General features: G+C 72.3%; 18 protein-coding genes and 1 pseudogene. 8 read left to right on the top strand and 11 right to left on the bottom strand.

Going from position 1 to position 19,344, the window contains the following annotated elements:
• Positions 1 to 7 precede the first annotated feature (7 nt).
• Positions 8 to 703, bottom strand: coding sequence for a glycoside hydrolase family 75 protein (locus tag ACLU3S_RS00985; RefSeq protein WP_413949727.1), 696 nt, complete (start codon positions 701 to 703; stop codon positions 8 to 10).
• 179 nt (positions 704 to 882) lie between these two features.
• Between ACLU3S_RS00985 and ACLU3S_RS00980 the strand changes: the two genes are divergently transcribed.
• Positions 883 to 1,494: a hypothetical protein gene (locus ACLU3S_RS00980; RefSeq protein ID WP_413949726.1), complete on the top strand. Its 612-nt coding sequence runs from the start codon at positions 883 to 885 to the stop codon at positions 1,492 to 1,494.
• Between the two features lie 214 nt (positions 1,495 to 1,708).
• Here the strand turns inward: ACLU3S_RS00980 and ACLU3S_RS00975 are convergent, their stop codons facing one another.
• From ACLU3S_RS00975 to ACLU3S_RS00965, 3 genes are all read right to left on the bottom strand, one after another.
• Complete coding sequence (locus tag ACLU3S_RS00975; protein ID WP_413949725.1) at positions 1,709 to 2,545, bottom strand: aldo/keto reductase; 837 nt, start codon at positions 2,543 to 2,545, stop codon at positions 1,709 to 1,711.
• A 166-nt stretch (positions 2,546 to 2,711) separates the two neighbouring features.
• Positions 2,712 to 4,538 carry an AMP-dependent synthetase/ligase gene (locus tag ACLU3S_RS00970; RefSeq protein ID WP_413949724.1) on the bottom strand — a complete coding sequence of 609 codons (1,827 nt, stop codon included), beginning with the start codon at positions 4,536 to 4,538 and terminating at the stop codon, positions 2,712 to 2,714.
• Positions 4,539 to 4,808: 270 nt separating this feature from the next.
• A complete protein-coding gene (locus ACLU3S_RS00965) occupies positions 4,809 to 5,678 on the bottom strand; it encodes a LysR substrate-binding domain-containing protein (RefSeq protein ID WP_413949723.1) in 870 nt (289 codons plus the stop codon).
• Between the two features lie 183 nt (positions 5,679 to 5,861).
• Between ACLU3S_RS00965 and ACLU3S_RS00960 the strand changes: the two genes are divergently transcribed.
• Positions 5,862 to 6,878 carry a bile acid:sodium symporter family protein gene (locus ACLU3S_RS00960; RefSeq protein ID WP_413949722.1) on the top strand — a complete coding sequence of 339 codons (1,017 nt, stop codon included), beginning with the start codon at positions 5,862 to 5,864 and terminating at the stop codon, positions 6,876 to 6,878.
• 38 nt (positions 6,879 to 6,916) lie between these two features.
• Here the strand turns inward: ACLU3S_RS00960 and ACLU3S_RS00955 are convergent.
• Positions 6,917 to 7,180 (bottom strand): annotated as a pseudogene (locus tag ACLU3S_RS00955) (alcohol dehydrogenase catalytic domain-containing protein); the annotation flags it as partial.
• A 123-nt stretch (positions 7,181 to 7,303) separates the two neighbouring features.
• Here ACLU3S_RS00955 and ACLU3S_RS00950 point away from each other — a divergent pair.
• Positions 7,304 to 7,741, top strand: coding sequence for a MarR family winged helix-turn-helix transcriptional regulator (locus ACLU3S_RS00950; RefSeq protein ID WP_413949721.1), 438 nt, complete (start codon positions 7,304 to 7,306; stop codon positions 7,739 to 7,741).
• A 19-nt stretch (positions 7,742 to 7,760) separates the two neighbouring features.
• Positions 7,761 to 8,285, top strand: coding sequence for an isochorismatase family protein (locus tag ACLU3S_RS00945; RefSeq protein ID WP_413949720.1), 525 nt, complete (start codon positions 7,761 to 7,763; stop codon positions 8,283 to 8,285).
• Between the two features lie 4 nt (positions 8,286 to 8,289).
• Here the strand turns inward: ACLU3S_RS00945 and ACLU3S_RS00940 are convergent, their stop codons facing one another.
• The gene (locus tag ACLU3S_RS00940) at positions 8,290 to 9,009 is read right to left on the bottom strand and encodes an SDR family oxidoreductase (protein ID WP_413949719.1); all 720 of its coding nucleotides are present in this window, start codon (positions 9,007 to 9,009) and stop codon (positions 8,290 to 8,292) included.
• A gap of 165 nt (positions 9,010 to 9,174) precedes the next feature.
• Here ACLU3S_RS00940 and ACLU3S_RS00935 point away from each other — a divergent pair, with 165 nt between their 5' ends.
• Complete coding sequence (locus tag ACLU3S_RS00935; RefSeq protein ID WP_413949718.1) at positions 9,175 to 9,996, top strand: LysR family transcriptional regulator; 822 nt, start codon at positions 9,175 to 9,177, stop codon at positions 9,994 to 9,996.
• An 83-nt stretch (positions 9,997 to 10,079) separates the two neighbouring features.
• On the opposite strand, the gene fdhD is transcribed toward ACLU3S_RS00935, so the two are convergent.
• Genes fdhD through ACLU3S_RS00910 form a run of 5 tightly spaced genes read right to left on the bottom strand, consistent with a single transcriptional unit; the run spans position 10,080 to position 16,510 of the window.
• Positions 10,080 to 10,931, bottom strand: coding sequence for a formate dehydrogenase accessory sulfurtransferase FdhD (fdhD, locus tag ACLU3S_RS00930; protein ID WP_413949717.1), 852 nt, complete (start codon positions 10,929 to 10,931; stop codon positions 10,080 to 10,082).
• A 7-nt stretch (positions 10,932 to 10,938) separates the two neighbouring features.
• Positions 10,939 to 11,799, bottom strand: a complete 861-nt coding sequence (locus ACLU3S_RS00925; protein ID WP_413949716.1) for a 2Fe-2S iron-sulfur cluster-binding protein — start codon at positions 11,797 to 11,799, stop codon at positions 10,939 to 10,941.
• Positions 11,796 to 13,619, bottom strand: a complete 1,824-nt coding sequence (locus ACLU3S_RS00920; protein ID WP_413949715.1) for an NAD(P)H-dependent oxidoreductase subunit E — start codon at positions 13,617 to 13,619, stop codon at positions 11,796 to 11,798. The genes ACLU3S_RS00925 and ACLU3S_RS00920 overlap by 4 nt, the downstream gene beginning before the upstream one ends.
• 3 nt (positions 13,620 to 13,622) lie before the next feature.
• Complete coding sequence (locus ACLU3S_RS00915) at positions 13,623 to 15,542, bottom strand: molybdopterin oxidoreductase family protein (protein ID WP_413949714.1); 1,920 nt, start codon at positions 15,540 to 15,542, stop codon at positions 13,623 to 13,625.
• Positions 15,539 to 16,510, bottom strand: coding sequence for a 2-dehydropantoate 2-reductase (locus tag ACLU3S_RS00910; RefSeq protein ID WP_413949713.1), 972 nt, complete (start codon positions 16,508 to 16,510; stop codon positions 15,539 to 15,541). The genes ACLU3S_RS00915 and ACLU3S_RS00910 overlap by 4 nt, the downstream gene beginning before the upstream one ends.
• 248 nt (positions 16,511 to 16,758) lie before the next feature.
• Here ACLU3S_RS00910 and ACLU3S_RS00905 point away from each other — a divergent pair, with 248 nt between their 5' ends.
• The 3 genes from ACLU3S_RS00905 to ACLU3S_RS00895 all read left to right on the top strand — a co-directional run bounded on the left by ACLU3S_RS00905 (position 16,759) and on the right by ACLU3S_RS00895 (position 19,319).
• Entirely contained in the window at positions 16,759 to 18,087 is a 1,329-nt protein-coding gene (locus tag ACLU3S_RS00905; protein ID WP_413949712.1) for an OFA family MFS transporter, read from the top strand.
• Positions 18,062 to 18,226 carry an MFS transporter small subunit gene (locus tag ACLU3S_RS00900; protein WP_413949711.1) on the top strand — a complete coding sequence of 55 codons (165 nt, stop codon included), beginning with the start codon at positions 18,062 to 18,064 and terminating at the stop codon, positions 18,224 to 18,226. The genes ACLU3S_RS00905 and ACLU3S_RS00900 overlap by 26 nt, the downstream gene beginning before the upstream one ends.
• Positions 18,227 to 18,371: 145 nt before the next feature.
• Positions 18,372 to 19,319, top strand: coding sequence for a beta-ketoacyl-ACP synthase III (locus ACLU3S_RS00895; RefSeq protein WP_413949710.1), 948 nt, complete (start codon positions 18,372 to 18,374; stop codon positions 19,317 to 19,319).
• The last annotated feature ends 25 nt before the right edge of the window (positions 19,320 to 19,344 follow it).

The raw sequence follows: 19,344 nt of genomic DNA, 5'->3' as shown, positions 1-19,344 counted from the left end.
TGACCGATCAGTTGTTCTGCAGGAACTGCTGGGCCAACTGGTTCCCCAGCGAGACGGCGGCGCTGTGGTTCTCGATGGGGGACACCTTCGAATTCTTGAACAGGATGTAGGTCACGCCGGAGTCGGCGCCCCCGGTCGCCGGGTCGGGGTCGATGCCGAGCGCCTTGGCGGTGGCGTACGAGGCCTCGCCGATGATGTTCGTGGGGCCGGTGTCGCCGACGACGGCGTACTCGACCTTGTTGTTGTAGATGACCGCGACCACGCCGCCGCCCTTGATGCCGGCGCCGGAGTAGTCCCAGATGCCGCTGGCGCTGGGCACCACGACGTAGGGCAGCGACTCCGCCTTCAACGGCTTGCCGTCGGACTGGTGGAAGGCGGTGTCGTCCTGGTACCAGGGGTCGCGGTCCTCGTTGCAGTTGGCGGTGCGCTGCCCGTCGCAGTCGATGTCCATGTCGGCCTTCCAGAAGACCGCGCCGTTCTTGCCGCACACGGGGACCGTGGCCGACGTCTCGTCGTCGGTCCGGTACTTGCCGTGGGATATCTGCGAACAGGACGTCACCTTGGCGAGCAGGTCGGCCGCGCTGACCGTGCCCTCCTGGGCGGACCTGGGAGCGGGGCTCGCGGAGGCGTGCGCGGGCAGGAGCCCGGCGGCGAGCAGGGCGGCACCAAAGGCCGTGGCGAGGCTCAGTGATCGAAGACGCACTGTGGGGGTACCCTTCTGTTAGGAAAGTTTCCTTACTGGGTGTCGTACAAAGTGGACCCGTTTACATGCTCCCGTCAAGTCTCGAGTTGCGAACTCCCGTTCTCCGTGCGGATTGCGGTGGTTCGCGACGGTGGCGAGACTGAGGAGGGGGACGATCCGGACATCCGGAGGCGAGACGCATGTTCGTACGTGCGGTGTACGCGACGGGCGATCCGGCGCACCTGAGCACGGCCCTGAGGGCGCTGAACACCGAGGGGCGCGATCTGCTCGAGGAGCGGCCCGGTTACCGGGGCGCCGGCGTCTTCGTCGACCGCGAACTGGGCAAGCTGCTCACGGTGAGCTGGTGGGAGTCCGAGGCGGCGCGGTCCAACAGCGACCACGTGATGCGCGAGCGGCGGCCCGCGCTGCTGCAGCCCTTCGCGGGCACCGTGGCGGTGGAGAACTACGAGGCCGTGGTGTTCCACCCGGAGCACCGGCCCGTCACCGGTGGCGGGCTGCGGGTGACCCGGATCGAGTTCGCGCCGGCGGACGCGGTCTTGGCCGCCGAGACCTTCCGCGCCGGCGTGCTGCCCCGGCTGGAGCTCCTGCCGGGCTTCGCCGGGGCGGCCCTGCTCCTGGACCGCGAGCGCGGCCGTGGCATGGCCGGCGTCCTCTTCGCCGACCGCCACGCCCTGGCCGCGTCCCGCGCGGGCCAGGCGGCGGCCCGCCGCGAGGGCACGGTGAAGGCGCACGTCACGGTGGTCACCCTGGAGGAGTTCGAGATCCTGCACACGCTGGTGCGTGCCGACTGAGCCGGAAACCGCGTCCGCCGAGGTCGGAGCGCCGGTTCCGCCGGGGGGCGCGTGCCGGGCGTGCGACCGGGCCGTTCCGATGGCGCGAGCCGGTGTCGCTGGGGGCGTGCGAGGGGGCTGTGCTGTGGGGGCGTGTGCCGGGGCGAGCGCCGCTCGGCGCACGCCGTCCGCCCCGCCGGTCGGGCGGGAGGGACGGCCGTGCGGCGGGGCGGGGTCAGGCGACGTCGAAGGCGGCCGGGTCGGGGCCCAGGCGGCGGTCCTCGTTCAGCGCGCTGATCGCCGCGAGGTCCTCGTCGTCCAGGCTGAAGTCGAACACCTCGATGTTCTCCCTGATCCTGGACGGCGTCACGGACTTGGGGATGACGATGTTGCCGAGCTGGACGTGCCAGCGCAGCACCACCTGGGCCGGGGTGCGGTTGTGCTTCTGTGCGATCGCCACGATCGCCGGCACCTCCAGCAGGCCCTTGCCCTGGCCCAGCGGCGACCACGCCTCGGTCGCGATGCCGTGCTCGGCGTGGAACTCCCGCGCGGCGTGCTGCTGGAGATGCGGGTGCAGCTCGATCTGGTTGACCGCCGGGATCACCGAGGTCTCGGAGATCAGCCGCTCGAGGTGCTCGGGCAGGAAGTTGGACACGCCGATGGCGCGCACGCGGCCGTCGGCGAGCAGCTTCTCGAACGCCTTGTAGCTGTCGACGTACGTGTCCCGGGCCGGCAGCGGCCAGTGGATCAGGTACAGGTCGACGTGGTCGAGGCCCAGCTTCTCCAGCGACGTGTCGAAGGCGCGCAGCGTCGCGTCGTACCCCTGGTCGCCGTTCCAGAGCTTGGTGGTGACGAAGATGTCCTCGCGGGGGAGGCCGGAGGCCGCGATGGCCCTGCCGGTGCCCTCTTCGTTGCCGTAGATCGCGGCTGTGTCGATGCTGCGGTACCCGGCCTCCAGCGCCGTGGCGACGGCCCGCTCGGCCTCGTCGTCCGGCACCTGCCACACGCCGAAGCCCAGCTGGGGCATCTCGACGCCGTTGTTGAGGATGATCGGGGGGACCTTGCTGCTCACGAGCTTCCTGATCCTTCGGTTGTCGACAGGTGGGACCTACATCGTCAACGATCACGCGCCGCGATGCATTCCTGAACCGCGAATTCGCCACAACTGACCGACGAGTCGGTCCATGGGGCACGGATCGGCCGCAACCATGGGCTGACCGCGCGGGCAGGGGGCGTCGTCAGGACCGGTAGAGGGCCTCGACCTCGTCGGCGTACGCCTTCTCGATCGCCTTCCGCTTCAGCTTCAGCGACGGCGTCAGCAGGCCGTGCTCCTCGGTGAACGGCTGCGCCAGGATGCGGAAGGTGCGGATCGACTCGGCCTGGGAGACGAGCGTGTTGGCGGCGACCACCGCGCGCCGGACCTCCGTCTCCAGGTCCGGGTCGCGCACCAGCTGGGCCGGGGACATCGACGGCTTGCCGCGCATCTGCAGCCAGTGCTCGACGGCCTCCAGGTCGAGGGTGACCAGGGCGGCGATGTAGGGGCGGTCGTTGCCGACCACGAGGCACTGGCCCACCAGCGGGTGATCGCGGACCCGCTCCTCCAGCACGCCGGGGGAGACGCTCTTGCCGCCGGAGGTCACGAGGATCTCCTTCTTGCGGCCGGTGATGGTCAGATAGCCGTCCTCGTCCAGGGAGCCGAGGTCCCCGGTGGCCAGCCAGCCGTCGTGCAGGCTCTCGTCCGTGGCCTTGGGGTTGTTGAGGTAGCCCTGGAAGACGTTGGCGCCGTGCAGCCAGACCTCGCCGTCGTCGGCGATGTGCACGGTCGTCCCGGGAATGGCCTGGCCGACGGTGCCGTAGCGGGTGCGCTCGGGCGGGTTGGCCGTCGCCGCGGCCGTCGACTCGGTCAGGCCGTAGCCCTCGTAGATCTGCACGCCCGCGCCCGCGAAGAACAGCCCCAGCCGGCGGTCCATGCCGGAACCGCCGGACATCGCGTTGCGTATGCGGCCGCCCATGGCCGCGCGCACCTTCGCGTACACCAGCTTGTCGAAGAGCTGGTGCTGCATGCGCAGCCCCGCCGACGGACCGGGCCCGATGCCCCAGGCCTTCGCCTCCACGGCCTCCGCGTACTTCACCGCGATGTCGACCGCCTTCTCGAACGGCCCCGCCTTGCCCTCCTTCTCCGCCTTGCGCCGCGAGGCGTTGAAGACCTTCTCGAAGATGTACGGCACCGCGAGGATGAAGGTCGGCCGGAACGCCTGCAGGTCGGGCAGCAGGGCGGCGGCGTTCAGCTGCGGCTGGTGGCCGAGGCGGACCCTGCCGCGGATGGTGGCGACCTCCACCATGCGCCCGAAGACGTGGGCGAGCGGCAGGAACAGCAGGGTGGACGCCTCGTCGTTCTTCTTGGAGTGGAACACCGGCTCCCAGCGCCCGACCACGCTGTCCGCCTCGAACATGAAGTTGCCGTGCGAGAGCACACAGCCCTTGGGGCGGCCGGTGGTGCCCGAGGTGTAGATGATCGTGGCGATCGAGTCCGGGGTGACCGCCTGCCGGTGCCGGTGCACCAGCTCGTCGTCCAGGTGCGCCCCGGCGTCGTACAGCTCCTGCACGCAGCCCGAGTCCAGCTGCCACAGCTGCCGCAGCTGCGGGAGGCGGTCGATGACGGTGGCGATCGTCATCGCGTGGTCCTCGTGCTCCACGATCGCGGCGGTGCACTCGGCGTCGTAGAGCATCCAGAAGCACTGCTCGGCGGAGGAGGTGGGGTAGACGGGCACGACCTGGGCGCCGATCGACCACAGCGCGAAGTCGAACAGGGTCCACTCGTAGCGGGTGCGGGACATGATCGCGACCCGGTCGCCGAACCGGATGCCGCTGGCCAAAAGGCCCTTGGCCAGGGCCATGACCTCGTCGCGGAACTCGGCGGACGTCACGTCGCGCCACTGCCCGAGGGCGTCCTTGCGGCCGAGAGCGACGTGCAGCGGGTCCGTCTCCGCATGCTCGAAGACCACGTCGGCCAGGCCGCCCACCGGCGGCGCCGACGTGAGCGGCGGGTTGGTGAACTCGCGCAACTCTCGCTCCCCGGTCCTCGCTCCTTGATCACGTCCGTGATGCTCGACACAGCGCCGTGAAAGCTACCCCACACGTTCATCGGAGGGGAGGGGGGCGGAAACCGAGCAAACCTCGCCTTTTCCCCGGCCGAGGGGTGGAAAATGCCCGCACATGGGGAAGGGCCGGACACAATACTGACGGGTCAGTAAGGTTCGGTTCCGTAATCTCCACCGAATCTGTACGCGCCGATTACCGCCCCTGACCTCGGCAGGCGCGCCCTGTGCCGCACGTCAGCCGCCGCGTCGCCGCAGCCGTTCACCGCCCGCGAGAACGGCCGCCGCGAGCGCGTTCGCCGCGCCCTGAGCCGCGGTCGGGCGGCGGCCGTGGACGAGGACGAAGTCGACCTTGCCCAGCTCCGGCAGCCCCGCGCGGTCCGGGAGGCGGAACAGGCCCGGCGGGATCAGCCGGCGGGAGTGCGCCATCACGCCGAGGCCGGCGCGGGCCGCGGCGATGAGCCCGTTGAGGCTGCCGCTCGTGCACACGATCCGCCACTCCCGGCCCTGCCGCTCCAGCGCCTGAAGCGCGCGGGCCCGGGTGATGCCCGGCGGCGGGTACGCGATCAGCGGGACGGGCCGGTCGGCGTCCAGGCGCAGCCGCTCGGCGCCGATCCACACCAGGTCGTCCTGCCAGACCAGCGTCCCGCGCGGATCCTCCGGGCGGCGCTTGGCCAGCACCAGGTCCAGCTTCCCGTCCGCCAGCTGCTCGTGCAGGGTCCCGGACAGCTCGACCGTCAGCTCCAGGTCGACCTCCGGATGGTCGTAACGGAAGCCCTCCAGGATCTCCGGCAGCCGGGTGAGGACGAAGTCCTCCGAGGCGCCGAACCGCAGCCTGCCCCGCACCCGCGTGCCGGAGAAGAACGCGGCCGCCTGCTCGTGCACCTCCAGCAGCCGGCGCGCGAAGCCCAGCATCGCCTCGCCGTCCTCGGTCAGCTCCACGGAGTGGGTGTCCCGGGAGAACAGCTGCCGCCCGGCCGCGTCCTCCAGCCGGCGCACGTGCTGGCTGACCGTGGACTGGCGCAGCCCGAGCCGCCGGGCCGCCTGAGTGAAGCTGAGCGTCTGGGCGACCGCCAGGAAGGTGCGCAGCTGCGTCGGGTCGTACACGGTGCGAGGCTATCGCGCATCGTGATGACAGTCAGAGTGGTATGTGGGATTCCCGATCGAGGTGGCGGGGAGGACGATGGAGGGGGGCCCTGCGGGCCCCGGGACCGGAGCGAGATCCGGAACCGCCCAAGAGCGACGCACAGCAATCGGAGCACCGTGAAACGCCTGCGCTGGCCCCGTTGGATGCCGATCGACCCGTACATCGTCCTGCTGCTCGCGACGGTGTGCCTCGCGGCGCTGCTGCCGGCCCGGGGAACGGGCGCCCATGTGACCTCCGGCGCGTCGACGGCCGCGATCGCCCTGCTCTTCTTCCTCTACGGCGCCCGGCTGTCCACCCGCGAGGCGCTCGACGGACTGCGCCACTGGCGGCTCCACGGCACGGTGCTGGTCTGCACGTTCGTCATCTTCCCGGTGCTCGGGCTGGGCGCGCGCGGCCTGGTGCCCGTCCTGCTGACCCAGCCGCTCTACCAGGGCCTGCTGTTCCTGACGCTGGTGCCGTCCACCATCCAGTCGTCCATCGCCTTCACCTCCATCGCACGCGGGAACGTGCCCGCCGCGATCTGCGCCGGCTCCTTCTCCTCGCTGGTCGGCATCGTCGTGACCCCGCTGCTGGCGGCCGGGCTGCTCGGCAGCAGCGGCGGCGGGTTCTCCGCCGACTCGGTGGTGAAGATCGTCCTGCAACTGCTGGTGCCGTTCCTGGCCGGGCAGGTGCTGCGGCGGTGGATCGGGGGCTTCGTCGCCCGGCACAAGAAGGTCCTCGGACTGGTCGACCGCGGCTCGATCCTGCTCGTCGTCTACACGGCGTTCAGCGAGGGCATGGCCCAGGGCATCTGGCACCAGGTGAGCCCCGTGCGGCTCGGCGCGCTGCTCGTCGTCGAGGCGGCGCTGCTCGCCGTGATGCTGGTGCTGACCTGGTACGGCGGCCGGGCACTCGGCTTCGGCCGGGAGGACCGGATCGCCATCCAGTTCGCGGGCTCGAAGAAGTCCCTCGCCTCGGGGCTGCCCATGGCGAGCGTCCTCTTCGGCGCCCACGCCTCCCTGGCCGTGCTGCCGCTGATGCTCTTCCATCAGATGCAGCTGATGGTCTGCGCGGTCATCGCCAAGCGCCGGGCCCGTGATCCGGAGGGCGCCCGAAAGGACGCCGCCGAGAGCCCGGCCGCCGGCGTGGTCCAGGGACCGCAGGACCGTGTCCTGCGCTGACCCCGGCGCCTTCGGGGCCCGCGACGGGCAGGGCGGCCGCCAAAGCACAGCCCGGTCACCCGGTCGCCGGCGCGGAAGCGGCTCACCCCCTCGCCGACCGCCACCACCTCGCCCGCCACCTCGCCGCCGAGCGGGATCGGCTCGGCGGCCTCGGCGGCCTCGGCGACCTTGCGGACGACCGGCAGGGTGACGCCGACCGCTGCGCAGCGCACCAGCGGTTCCCCCCCGGGGCCGGGTTCGGGCACCGGGACCTCCTCCAGGAACAGGGGGCCGTCGGCGGACTCGTACCGGACGTGACGCATCGCAATCTCCTCGCCGGGCAGCCCGGCGCATCAAGCGTTGGGAAGACCCATGAAGTCGTTGGGTGCCCCAACGGTAAGGGAGGTTCATGGGGAAGCCCAACGATTCCTGGATAGGCTGCCGTCATGGCCGAAGCACCCCTGCCCGCGATCCGCTCCCTGCCCAGCTGGCTGCTCGGCCGGGCCGCCGCCCGGGGCCGCGCCCTGGTCGCCGGTGCCCTCGCCGCCGAGGGCATGAAGATGTGGCACCACGTGGTCCTCTCGGCCGTGCGCGACCTCGCCCCCGTCGCCCAGGCGGACCTCGGGCGCAGCATCGGCCTGGACCCCAAGGACCTGGTGGGCATCCTGAACGACCTGCAGGGCGCCGGCCTCGTCGTCCGCGCCCCCGACGCCCGTGACCGGCGCAAGAACGCGGTGTCCCTCACCGACGACGGCGCCCGGCTCCTCGCGCGCTGCGAACAGGCGGCCCGCGCGGCCAACGACGAGCTGCTCGCCCCGCTGACCGCTGCCGAACGGGAGCAGTTCACGGGCCTGTTGATCCGGATTTCCGGCACGGACGGCTGACGGCCGCTAACGTTCCGTCATGACCGCAGCCGTCCTGCTCGACCCGCAGCGCACCGCCCTCGTCCTCGTCGATCTGATGGAACGCATCGTCGCGCTGCCCCTCGAACCCCGCAAAGGCCCCGATGTGCTCGCCCGGGCCGAGGAGCTGGCGAGCGGCTTCCGTGCCGCCGTGGCACCCGTCGCGGTCGTCCGGACCGAGCGGCCGAGCGTCGCCGAGCAGCCGCCCGGCAGCGGGCTGGTGCCGGGCCTGCTCCGGGACGGCGACCTGGAGGTGGTCAAGCGGACCGTCGGCGCCTTCCGGGACACCGGCCTCGACGAGCGGCTGCGCGAACGCGGCGTCACCACCCTGGTGCTCGCCGGCATCGCCACCAACCTCGGCGTCGAGTCCACCGCCCGCGCCGCCGCCGACCTCGGCTACGACCTCGTCTTCGTCCACGACGCGATGGCGGCGTTCACGGCCGCCGAGCACGAGGCGTCGGTGCGGCTGGACTTCCCGCGGCTCGGCACGGTGGTGCAGACGGCCCAGGTGCGGTTCGCGCCCTGATCCCTCACACCAGCGTGCCGCCGCCGTCCACCACGACCACCGAGCCGGTGCTGTAGCCGCCGCGCATCAGATACAGGTACGCCTCCGCCACGTCGGCGGGCTCGCCCACCCGGCCCACGGGCAGCGAACCGGCGGCGGACGCGTACAGACCCTCGCGCTCCGCCTCGGGCAGGTCCCGCCACAGCTCGGTGCGGACCACGCCCGGCGAGACCGCGTTGACGCGGACCGGGGCGATCTCCAGGGCGAGTGCGCGGGTGAGCGACTGCATCGCCCCGCACAGGCTCGCCGCGACGGTCGTGCCCGGCATCGGGCGCCTGCCCGCGGTGCCGGTCGTCAGCACGACCGAGCCGCCCGGCCGGATCCCCGGGGCGCCGTGCCTGACGGCCGTGTACGCACCCCACAGACGCGTGTCCAGGAACCGCCGGGCCCGCCCCAGGTCCGTCTCGGCGAGGCTGCCCATCAGCAGCGACTCACCGGCCGTGTACACCAGGTGGTCGAAGCCGCCGACGCGGGCGAAGAAGCCGCGCACCGCCTCCTCGTCGGTCGCGTCCAGCACGTGTCCCGCGGCGCTCTCGGGCAGCCGCTTCAGCGCGGCGTCCACGCTCTCCCGCCGGCGCGAGGCGACGACCACCTCCGCGCCCTCGCGGGCGGCGCCCTCCGCGACCGCCAGCCCGATGCCCGCCGTACCCCCGATGACGACGATCCGCTGTCCTCGCAGGCTCATGTGGTTCCCCTTCCGTGATCGGCCGACGACGCGTCGACTCCGTGACCGGTCGACGACCCGTCGACGCGATCAAGCCTGCGACGGCCCCCGGCCCGCCGTCCAAGACCTCTTCGGACGGCGGCGATACCCTGAAGGCATCGCCGACCGGGACGGAAGGGGGTGGCCATGGACCTCGACCTGCGGAAGGTGCGCTACTTCACGGCGGTCGCCGAGCTGCTGCACTTCGGGCGCGCCGCCGAGCGGCTGCACATCGCCCAGCCGGTGCTGAGCCGCCAGATCCGCGCGCTGGAGAAGGACTTGGGTGCCGCACTCTTCGAACGCGACAGCCACGGAGTCGCGTTGACCGCGGCTGGACGGCAACTCATGGACGACGCCCGCCCCTTGCTCGCCGCCGCCGACGCCACCCGGCGCCGGGTGCGGCGGACCGCCCGGGGCCCACGCCGGCTCGACGTCGGCTTCCGGGCCGGCGTCGTCGTCACGCCGGCCCTGCGGGCTTTCGGCGCCGCCCACCCGGACGTCGACGTCCGGACCCGCCGCGTCGAGTGGGACGACCAGGAGCGCCTGATCCTCGACGGGACCGTCGACCTCGCCTACGTGCGCCGCCCCATCGACGAGCGCGGCCTCGCACTGCTTGCCCTGTTCACCGAGGCCCGCGTCGCGATGCTGCCCGCGGACCACCGGCTCGCCGGGAAGCGGGAGCTGGCCCTGTCCGACCTGGACGGCGAGCGATGGCTGCGCTACGCCGACCCCGGCCCCGACGACGTGCCGATCCGCAGCGTCGAGGAGAAGTTCGAACGGGTGGCGGCGGGCACGGGCATCACGCTCGTACCGGTGTCGATCGCCGAGCAGTACTCCCGCCCGGACATCACCTACGTGCCCGTACCGGACGCGGAACCCGACCAGGTGTACCTGGCCTGGGAGGCCGGCCGCCGCTCACCGCTGATCGCGGCGTTCGCCGAGGCGGCACGCTCGCTCGCCCCGCACTAGGACTCCCGGCTGCGGCGGGGCCCCGCGGCGCAGGGGGCGCTCCCCGCCGGCCGGAGCCCCGCCGCCGTGCCGCGGCGGGCCGGTCAGCCCTGGGCGGCCGCCTCCCGCAGGGCGATCCGGTCCTCACCCGCGTACACGTTCATCGAGCTGCCCCGCAGGAAGCCCACCAGCGTCAGGCCGCTCTCCGCCGCAAGGTCCACCGCCAGCGACGACGGCGCCGACACCGCCGCCAGCACCGGGATGCCCGCCATCACGGCCTTCTGCGCCAGCTCGAACGAGGCCCGGCCGGAGACCAGCAGCACCGTCCGTGACAGCGGCAGCGCCCCGCTCTGCAGCGCACGGCCGACCAGCTTGTCGACCGCGTTGTGCCGGCCCACGTCCTCCCGTATGTCCAGCAGCTGCCCGTCCTCGGTGAACAGCGCGGCCGCGTGCAGGCCCCCGGTCCGGTCGAATACCCGCTGGGCCGCGCGCAGCCGGTCGGGGAGGCTCGCCAGCAGCTCCGGGGTGACCCGGACCGGCGGCGTGTCGGCGATGGGCCAGCGGGCTGTCGTACGGACCGCGTCCAGGCTGGCCTTGCCGCACAGCCCGCACGAGGAGGAGGTGTAGACGTTCCGCTCCAGGGAGAACTCCGGCAGGGTGACGCCCGGCGCGGTCTGCACGTCCACCACGTTGTAGGTGTTCGCGCCGCCCTCACCCGTCGCCCCGGCGCAGTAGACGATGTTCCGCAGATCCGACGCGCGGGCCAGCACGCCCTCGCTCACCAGGAAGCCGGCCGCCAGCGCGAAGTCGTCGCCCGGGGTGCGCATGGTGATGGCGAGCGGCTTGCCGTTCAGCCGGATCTCCAGCGGTTCCTCGGCGACGAGCGTGTCCGGCCGGGTGGAGAGGGCCCCGTCCCGGATGCGGAGGACCTTGCGTCGTTCCGTGACTCGTCCCATGTCCTGATCAGCCCCGGTTCTGTACGTGCTGGTAGCCGAAACGGCCCTTGATGCAGAGATTGCCGTGGGTCACCGGGTTGTCGTGCGGCGAGGTGACCTTGACGATCTCATTGTCCTGCACATGGAGCGTGAGGTTGCAGCCCACTCCGCAGTAGGCGCACACCGTCGTCGTCTCCGTCTGCCGTGACTCGTCCCAGGTACCCGCCGCCCGCATGTCGAACTCCGTCTTGAACGACAGCGCCCCGGTCGGGCACACCTCGATGCAGTTGCCGCAGTACACGCAGGCCGAGTCGGTCAGCGGCGCGTCGTGCTCGACGGCGATCCGGGCGTCGAAGCCGCGCCCGGCGACCGAGATCGCGAAGGTGTTCTGCCACTGGTCCCCGCAGGCGTCGACGCACTTGTAGCACAGGATGCACTTGGCGTAGTCGCGCACGTACAGGTCGTTGTCCAGCTTCGGGTCCTCGTTCAGCCGTGCCGCGTCCGGGCCGAAGCGGTCCGGCTTCGCCTCGTACTCCTTGATCCACTCGGCGGCCCGCGGCGTGGTCGACAGGTCGGCCGAGGAGGCGAGCAGCTCCAGGACGATCTTCCGGCTGTGCCGGGCCCGCTCGGTGTCCGTGCGGACCTCCATGCCCGGCTCCGCCCGGCGCGAGCAGGCCGGCACCAGCGTCCGGGACCCCTCCACCTCCACCACGCACACCCGGCAGGCGTTCTTCGGCCGCAGCGTGTCGCCCTGGCACAGGGTCGGGATGTCCTTGCCGGCGGCGCGGCAGGCGTCGAGCAGGGTCGAACCCTCCGGGACCCGCGCCTGCTCGCCGTCGATCGTGCACTCGACCAGCCGGCGCGGGATCCCCAGCGGTATCGCGGTCATTCGTAGGCCCCCAGACGGTCGATGGCGGATTCCACGGCGTTCCACGCGGTCTGGCCCAGACCGCAGATCGAGGCGTCCCGCATCGCCCGGCCCACCTCGCGCAGCAGGGCGATGTCCGGGGCGGCGCCGGGTCCGGTGCGGTCCGCGATCCGGCGCAGCGCCTCCTCCTGCCGGACCGTCCCGACCCGGCACGGCACGCACTGCCCGCAGGACTCCTCCCGGAAGAACTCGGCGATGCGCAGCAGCAGCCGGGGCAGCGGCACGCTGTCGTCGAAGGCCATCACCACCCCCGAGCCGAGCGTCGTGCCCGCCTGACGGGTGCCTTCGAAGGTGAGCGGGACGTCCAGCTCGTCGGGCCGTACGAACCCGCCGGCCGCCCCGCCCAGCAGCACCGCCCGCAGGCCGTCCCGCACGCCGGCCAGCTCCAGCAGTTCGCCGAGCGTCGCGCCGAACGGCAGCTCGTACACGCCGGGCCGGGCCACGCTCCCGGAGACGCAGAACAGCTTCGGCCCGGTGGAGCGGGCCGTGCCGAGCGCCGCGTACGCCGCGGCGCCCATCGTCAGGATCGGCAGGACGTTGACCAGCGTCTCCACGTTGTTCTCGACCGTCGGCCTGCCGAACAGACCCTGCTCCACCGGGAACGGCGGCTTGGAGCGCGGCTCGCCCCGGTAGCCCTCGATCGAGTTGAACAGGGCCGTCTCCTCGCCGCAGATGTAGGCGCCCGCGCCGCGCCGGATCTCGATGTCGAAGGCGTAGCCCTGGCCGAGGACGTCGTCCCCGAGGAAGCCGCGCGCGCGTGCCTGCGCGATCGCGTGCTCCAGGCGCCGCAGGGCGCGCGGGTACTCGCCGCGCAGATACAGGTAGCCCCGGTGGGCACCGGTCGCGTACGCCGCGATGGTCATCGCCTCGACCAGGGCGTACGGGTCGCCCTCCATCAGCACCCGGTCCTTGAAGGTGCCCGGCTCGGACTCGTCCGCGTTGCACACCAGGTAGTGCGGGTGGTCGGGCTGGGCCGCCGTGGCCTGCCACTTGCGGCCGGTGGGGAAGGCGGCGCCGCCGCGCCCGACCAGACCCGAGTCGGTGACCTCGCGGATCACGCCGGCGGGGCCCAGCTCGAAGGCGCGGCGCAGGGCCGCGTAGCCGCCGTGCGCCCGGTAGTCGTCCAGCGACGCGGGATCGACCGTGCCGACGCGGCGCAGCAGGATCAGCCCGTCCCGGCCGGCCTGCGGCACGGCCCGGGCCGCGGGCGGCTCCTGCGCGGCCGAGTCGGGGGAGCGCGCGGCGAGCACGGCCGCCTCGGCGGTCGCCGGCGCCGACACCGCCGTACGCACCGGATCGCCCGCCCGGATCGCCAGCGCGGCCGGGGCGCGCTCGCACAGACCCAGACAGGGACTGCGCTCCACGCTCACCCCGCTCGCCGGGCCGAGCCGCTCCTCGACCTCCGCGCACAGCTCGCCCGCCCCGGCCGCCGTGCAGGCCAGGTCGGTGCACATGTGCAGGACCGTCGCGGGGCGCGGGCGCACCGAGAACATGGCGTAGAACGTCGCCACGCCGTACGCCTCCGCGGGCGGCACGGTGAGCCTGCGGCACAGGTAGTCGAGGGCGCCCTCGCTGATCCAGCCGACCCGGTCGTTGAGCGCGTGCAGCCCCGGCAGGAGCAGATCGCGCCGGTCGCGGGCCTCCCGGCCGCCCCGCGCCCACCTCAGTTCGGCGTCCGTGCGGTCGGCGCCCTCCCACGCGGACTCGGGCGGGCCCAGCAGGGCGTCCACGGCGGCCCGTTCCTCGTCCGTCGGCTTGCTGTCGCCGAAGTGCAGATCCACGCCTCACCTCACGTACGTCGTGGCCGGGAGCTTCTCGATGCGGATCGCCGACGCCTTGAACTCCGCCGTCCCGGCGATGGGGCAGTTGGCCTCGATCGTCAGCTGGTTGGTGTCCACCTCGTCGGGGAAGTGGAAGCTCATGAAGGCCAGGCCCGGCCGCAGCGCGGTGTCGATCCACACCGGCGCCAGCACCGACCCGCGCCGCGAGCTGACCCGCACTTCCTCGCCGACCACGACCCCGTACCGCTCGGCGTCCTCCGGACACAGCTCGATGTACTCGCCGCGCCGCAGCGGAGAGGCGAAACCGCCGCTCTGCACGCCGGTGTTGTAGGAGTCCAGGCGCCGTCCGGTGGTGAGCCGGATGGGGTACTCCTCGTCGGTGAGGTCCACCGGCGGATCGTGCTGTACCAGCCCGAACGGCGCGGGCCTGCCCCGCCGTTCGGTGTCGGTCTCCCACAACCGCCCGTGCAGATACGTGGGTTCGAGTTGATCCGTGCTCGGGCACGGCCACTGGATGCCCTGATGCTCCTCCAGGCGCCGGTACGTCATCCCGTAGTGGTCCGGGGACACCGACCGCAGCTCGTTCCAGACGGCCTCCGCGTCGGCGTACTTCCAGTCGTGGCCGAGCCGGGCGGCCAGCTCGCAGATGATCTCGATGTCCTCGCGGGCCTCGCCGGGCGGGGTGATCGCCCGGCGCACCCGCTGCACCCGGCGCTCGCTGTTGGTGGTCGTGCCCTCGGTCTCCGCCCAGCCGGCGGTCGCCGGCAGCACCACGTCCGCCAGCTCGGCCGTCTTCGTCAGGAAGATGTCCTGCACGAGCAGGAAGTCCAGCGCCTTGAGCCGCCGCACGGCCTGTTCCGTGTCGGCCTCCGACTGCGCCGGGTTCTCCCCGATGCAGTAGACCGCCCGCAGCGCCCCCTCGTCCATCGCCTCGAACATCTCCGTCAGGTTCAGCCCGTAGTGCGGCTGGAGGACCGTGTCCCAGGCCGACTCGAACTTCAGCCGGATCTCCGCGTCGAGGATGTCCTGGAAGCCGGGCAGCCGGTTGGGGATCGCGCCCATGTCGCCGCCGCCCTGCACGTTGTTCTGCCCGCGCAGCGGCTGCAGCCCGGAGCCGTAGCGGCCGACGTGGCCGGTGAGCAGGGACAGGTTGATCAGCGCGCGGACGTTGTCGGTGCCGTTGTGGTGCTCGGTGATGCCGAGGGTCCAGCACAGCTGGGCGCGCTCGGCGCGGGCGTAGGCGTGCGCCAGCTCCCGTATCGCCCGGGCCGGCACGCCGGTCACCTTCTCGGCGAGGGACAGGGTCCACGGCTCGACCAGCTTGCGGTACTCCTCGAACCCGGTGGTCGCGCGCTCGACGAACGTCTCGTTGACCAGCCCGGCGTGGATGATCTCCCGGCCGATCGCGTGCGCCATCGGGATGTCGGTGCCGACGTTCAGCCCGAGCCAGCTCTCCGCCCACTCCGCGGTCGAGGTCCGCCGCGGGTCCACCGCGTACATCCGGGCGCCGCCCCGGATGCCCTTCAGCACGTGCTGGAAGAAGATGGGGTGCGCGAAGCGGGCGTTGGAGCCCCACATCACGATGACGTCGGTGTGTTCGATCTCCTCGTACGACGAGGTGCCGCCGCCGGAGCCGAACGCCGCCGACAGCCCGGCGACACTGGGCGCGTGGCAGGTGCGGTTGCACGAGTCCACGTTGTGGGTGCCCATCACGACCCGGGCGAACTTCTGCGCCACGTAGTTCATCTCGTTGGTGGCGCGGGAGCAGGAGAACATCCCGAACGCGCCCCGGTTGCGCTCCAGGCCCCGGGCCGCCCGCTCCAGCGCCTCCTCCCACGTGGCCCGCCGGAACGGCTCGCCGCGCGAGTCCCGGACCAGCGGGTGGGTGAGCCGGGTGTAGGTCTTCGGCTGTCGTTTCCTCATGCGGCGCTCCTCAGCGCGAGCAGGTCCGATATGGCGTGCACGGTGCGCAGGGTGGGCACCTCCACGCCGGTGATCTCCGCGAGTTCGACGACGGCCGCGAGCAGCACGTCCAGCTCCAGCGGCCTGCCGCGCTCCAGGTCCTGGAGGGTGGAGGTGCGGTGGTCGCCGACGCGTTCGGCGCCCGCGAGCCGCCGTTCGATGGAGACGCCCACCTCGCAGCCCAGGGCCTGGGCGACGGACAGCGTCTCGCGCATCATCGTCTCGATGACCCGGCGGGTGCCGCCGTGCCGGCACATCTGCCGCATGGTGGCCCGGGCCAGGGCGCTGATGGGGTTGAAGGAGATGTTGCCGAGCAGCTTGAGCCAGATGTCGCCGCGCAGGTCCGGCTCCACGGGGCACTTCAGCCCGCCGGCCTGCATGGCCTCGCTGAAGCGCAGGCAGCGCGGGGAGATGCTGCGGTCGGGCTCGCCGACGGAGAACCGGGTGCCCTCCACGTGCCGCACGACGCCCGGGGCCTCCAGCTCGGTGGCCGCGTAGACGACGCAGCCGACGGCCCGTTCGGGCGCGAGGACGGCGCTGACGGCGCCGCCCGGGTCCACGCTCTCCAGCCGGTGGCCGTCGTAGGGTCCGCCGTGCCGGTGGAAGTACCACCAGGGGATGCCGTTCTGCGCGGCGACCACCGCGGTGCGCTCGTGGAGCAGCGGTGCGATCAGCGGCCCGCACGCCGCGTACGCGTTGGCCTTCAGGCCCAGGAAGACGTAGTCCACCGCGCCGACCTCGGTGGGGTCGTCGGTGGCGTGGGGGTGCGCGGTGAAGTCGCCGCGCGGGCTGCGGATGCGCACGCCGTGCTGCCTCATGGCCGCGAGATGCGGTCCACGGGCGATGAGATGCACGTCGGCGCCGGCCCGGTGGAGGGCGGCACCGACGTAGGCGCCGATCGCACCGGCGCCGAGGACTGCGACTTTCACGGGAGCACTCCGTTCGGTTTGAGGGATACCGCGGAGATGGGAGAGGGCGGGGTTCAGCCGGGCAGCGGGAAGCCGAATTCTGTCGACGAAATATTGTCTACAGTATGGAGGGACCCTCAGCAAGGGTCCGTGCGACGGCCGTTGAGAGCACGGGCGGACGACCGTTGGGCGCACTATGCATACCGTTCACCGCATACGGTCGACCTGACGGCTCCTCACGTCCCGGGCGCGCCCGTACCGTCCGGCCCATGAGCAGCCCACCTGTCGCACCCCCGGGCTGGAGCCGTTGGCTCGTACCGCCCACCGCCCTCTCCATCCACCTCTCCATCGGCCAGGCCTACGCCTGGAGCGTCTTCAAGCCGCCGCTGGAGTCCGCGCTGCACCTCGACGGCACCCAGAGCGCGCTCCCCTTCCAGCTGGCGATCGTGATGCTCGGCCTGTCGGCCGCGTTCGGCGGCACGCTCGTTGAGCGCAACGGGCCGCGCTGGGCGATGACCGTCGCCCTCGTCTGCTTCTCCTCCGGCTTCCTGATCGCCGCCCTCGGCGCGCAGACGAAGCAGTACTGGCTGATCGTCCTCGGCTACGGCTTCGTCGGCGGCATCGGCCTCGGCATCGGCTACATCTCGCCCGTCTCCACCCTGATCAAGTGGTTCCCGGACCGGCCCGGCACGGCCACCGGCATCGCCATCATGGGCTTCGGCGGCGGCGCGCTGATCGCCTCGCCCTGGTCGGCGCAGATGCTGCGCTCCTTCGGCACCGGCCACTCCGGGATCGCGCTCGCGTTCCTGGTGCACGGCCTGACGTACGCCGTCTTCATGACGCTGGGCGTCCTCCTGGTGCGCGTGCCACGGGCGGACACGCCCGGCGCGAGCGGCCCGAGCACTCTCGACGGCGTGCAGGTGTCGGCCCGCAGCGCGGTGCGCACCCCGCAGTTCTGGTGCCTGTGGGTCGTGCTGTGCACGAACGTCACCGCCGGCATCGGCATCCTGGAGAAGGCCGCCCCGATGATCACGGACTTCTTCGCGGACAGCTCCACCCCGGTGTCGGTGTCGGCCGCCGCCGGTTTCGTGGCGCTGCTCTCGGCGGCCAACATGGCCGGCCGGATCGGCTGGTCGTCGGCCTCCGACCGGATCGGCCGCAAGAACATCTACCGCGTCTACCTCGGCGTCGGTGCGCTGACGTACCTGCTCCTCGCCCTGTTCGGGGACGCGGCCAAGCCGCTGTTCGTGCTCTGCGCCCTCGTCATCCTGTCCTTCTACGGCGGCGGTTTCGCGACCGTCCCCGCGTATCTGAAGGACCTCTTCGGCACCTACCAGGTCGGCGCGATCCACGGCCGGCTGCTCACCGCGTGGTCCACCGCCGGTGTGCTCGGGCCGCTGATCGTCAACCGGATCGCCGACCACCAGGAGGCCGCGGGGAAGCACGGCCCGGCCCTGTACGGTCTGTCGTTCGCCATCATGATCGGGCTGCTCGTCGTCGGCTTCGTCGCCAACGAGTTCGTCCGGCCCGTCCACGCCCGCCACCACATCCCCGCCCCGAGGGAGGCCGCCGATGCCCAGCGACAGCAGCCCGCCTGACACCCCCCACTCCCGGCTCCGCCCGGGCGGGAGGACCCACGCCGCCCTGATCGCCCTCGCCTGGCTGTGGGTGGGCGCGCCCCTCGCCTACGGGGTCTACGAGCTCGTACAGAAGGCCACGCAGTTGTTCACGGGCTGAGCACGGGAGTACTCGGGCGTCCGAGGGTCTGAGGGAAGCCGACAACTCGGATGCCCGATTCCTGTGCCTTCACCTGCCGTCGTACCCGCGAGTCACTGATCAGACTGGTGGATCCCGCTACCCACGGCACCGAGGGGATCCCGCCATGAACGGCTCGCGCATCACCGCCATCGGCCACTACCAGCCCGCCAGGGTGCTCACCAACGAGGACCTGGCGGGCATGGTCGACACCAGCGACGAGTGGATCCGCAGCCGGGTGGGCATCCGGACCCGGCACCTCGCCGGCCCCGACGAGCCGGTCGACGAACTGGCCGCGCACGCCGCCGCCAAGGCACTGGCCGCCGCCGGACTCGCCCCCGCCGACATCGACCTGGTCCTGGTCGCCACGTCCACCGCGATCGACCGCTCCCCGAACACCGCCGCCCGGGTGGCGGCCCGGCTCGGCATCCCGCGGCCCGCCGCGATGGACGTCAACGTCGTGTGCGCCGGGTTCACGCACGCGCTGGCCACCGCCGACCACACGGTCCGGGCCGGCGCCGCCACCCGCGCCCTGGTCATCGGCGCCGACAAGATGTCCGACGTCACCGACTGGACCGACCGCAGCACCTGCGTCCTGGTCGGGGACGGGGCCGGGGCCGCCGTCGTCGAGGCGTGTGCGGCGGGGCAGGAGCCCGGGATCGGGCCGGTGCTGTGGGGCTCGGTGCCCGAGATGGGGAACGCGGTGCGGATCGAGGGCACTCCGCCGCGGTTCGCGCAGGAGGGGCAGAGCGTCTACCGCTGGGCCACCACGCAGCTGCCCGCCATCGCGCGCCACGCCTGCGAGCGGGCCGGGGTGGCGCCCGAGGAGCTGGCCGGTGTCGTCCTCCACCAGGCCAACCTGCGCATCATCGAGCCGCTCGCCGAGAAGCTCGGCGCGGTCAACGCCGTGATCGCCCGCGATGTCACCGAGTCCGGCAACACCTCCGCCGCCAGCATTCCGCTCGCCCTGTCCAAGCTGGTCGAGCAGGGGGCGCTCATGGGCGGCGACCCGGTGCTGCTGTTCGGCTTCGGCGGCAACCTGTCGTACGCGGGCCAGGTCGTCCGCTGCCCGTGACGGGGGTGCGAGGGGGTGATGTGAC

The sequence above is a fragment of the Streptomyces sp. AF1A genome (genome assembly GCF_047340315.1).
Lineage (GTDB): Bacteria > Actinomycetota > Actinomycetes > Streptomycetales > Streptomycetaceae > Streptomyces.
Note: the sequence above shows the minus strand (reverse complement) of the source record. Positions and strands in the feature narration are given on the sequence as shown.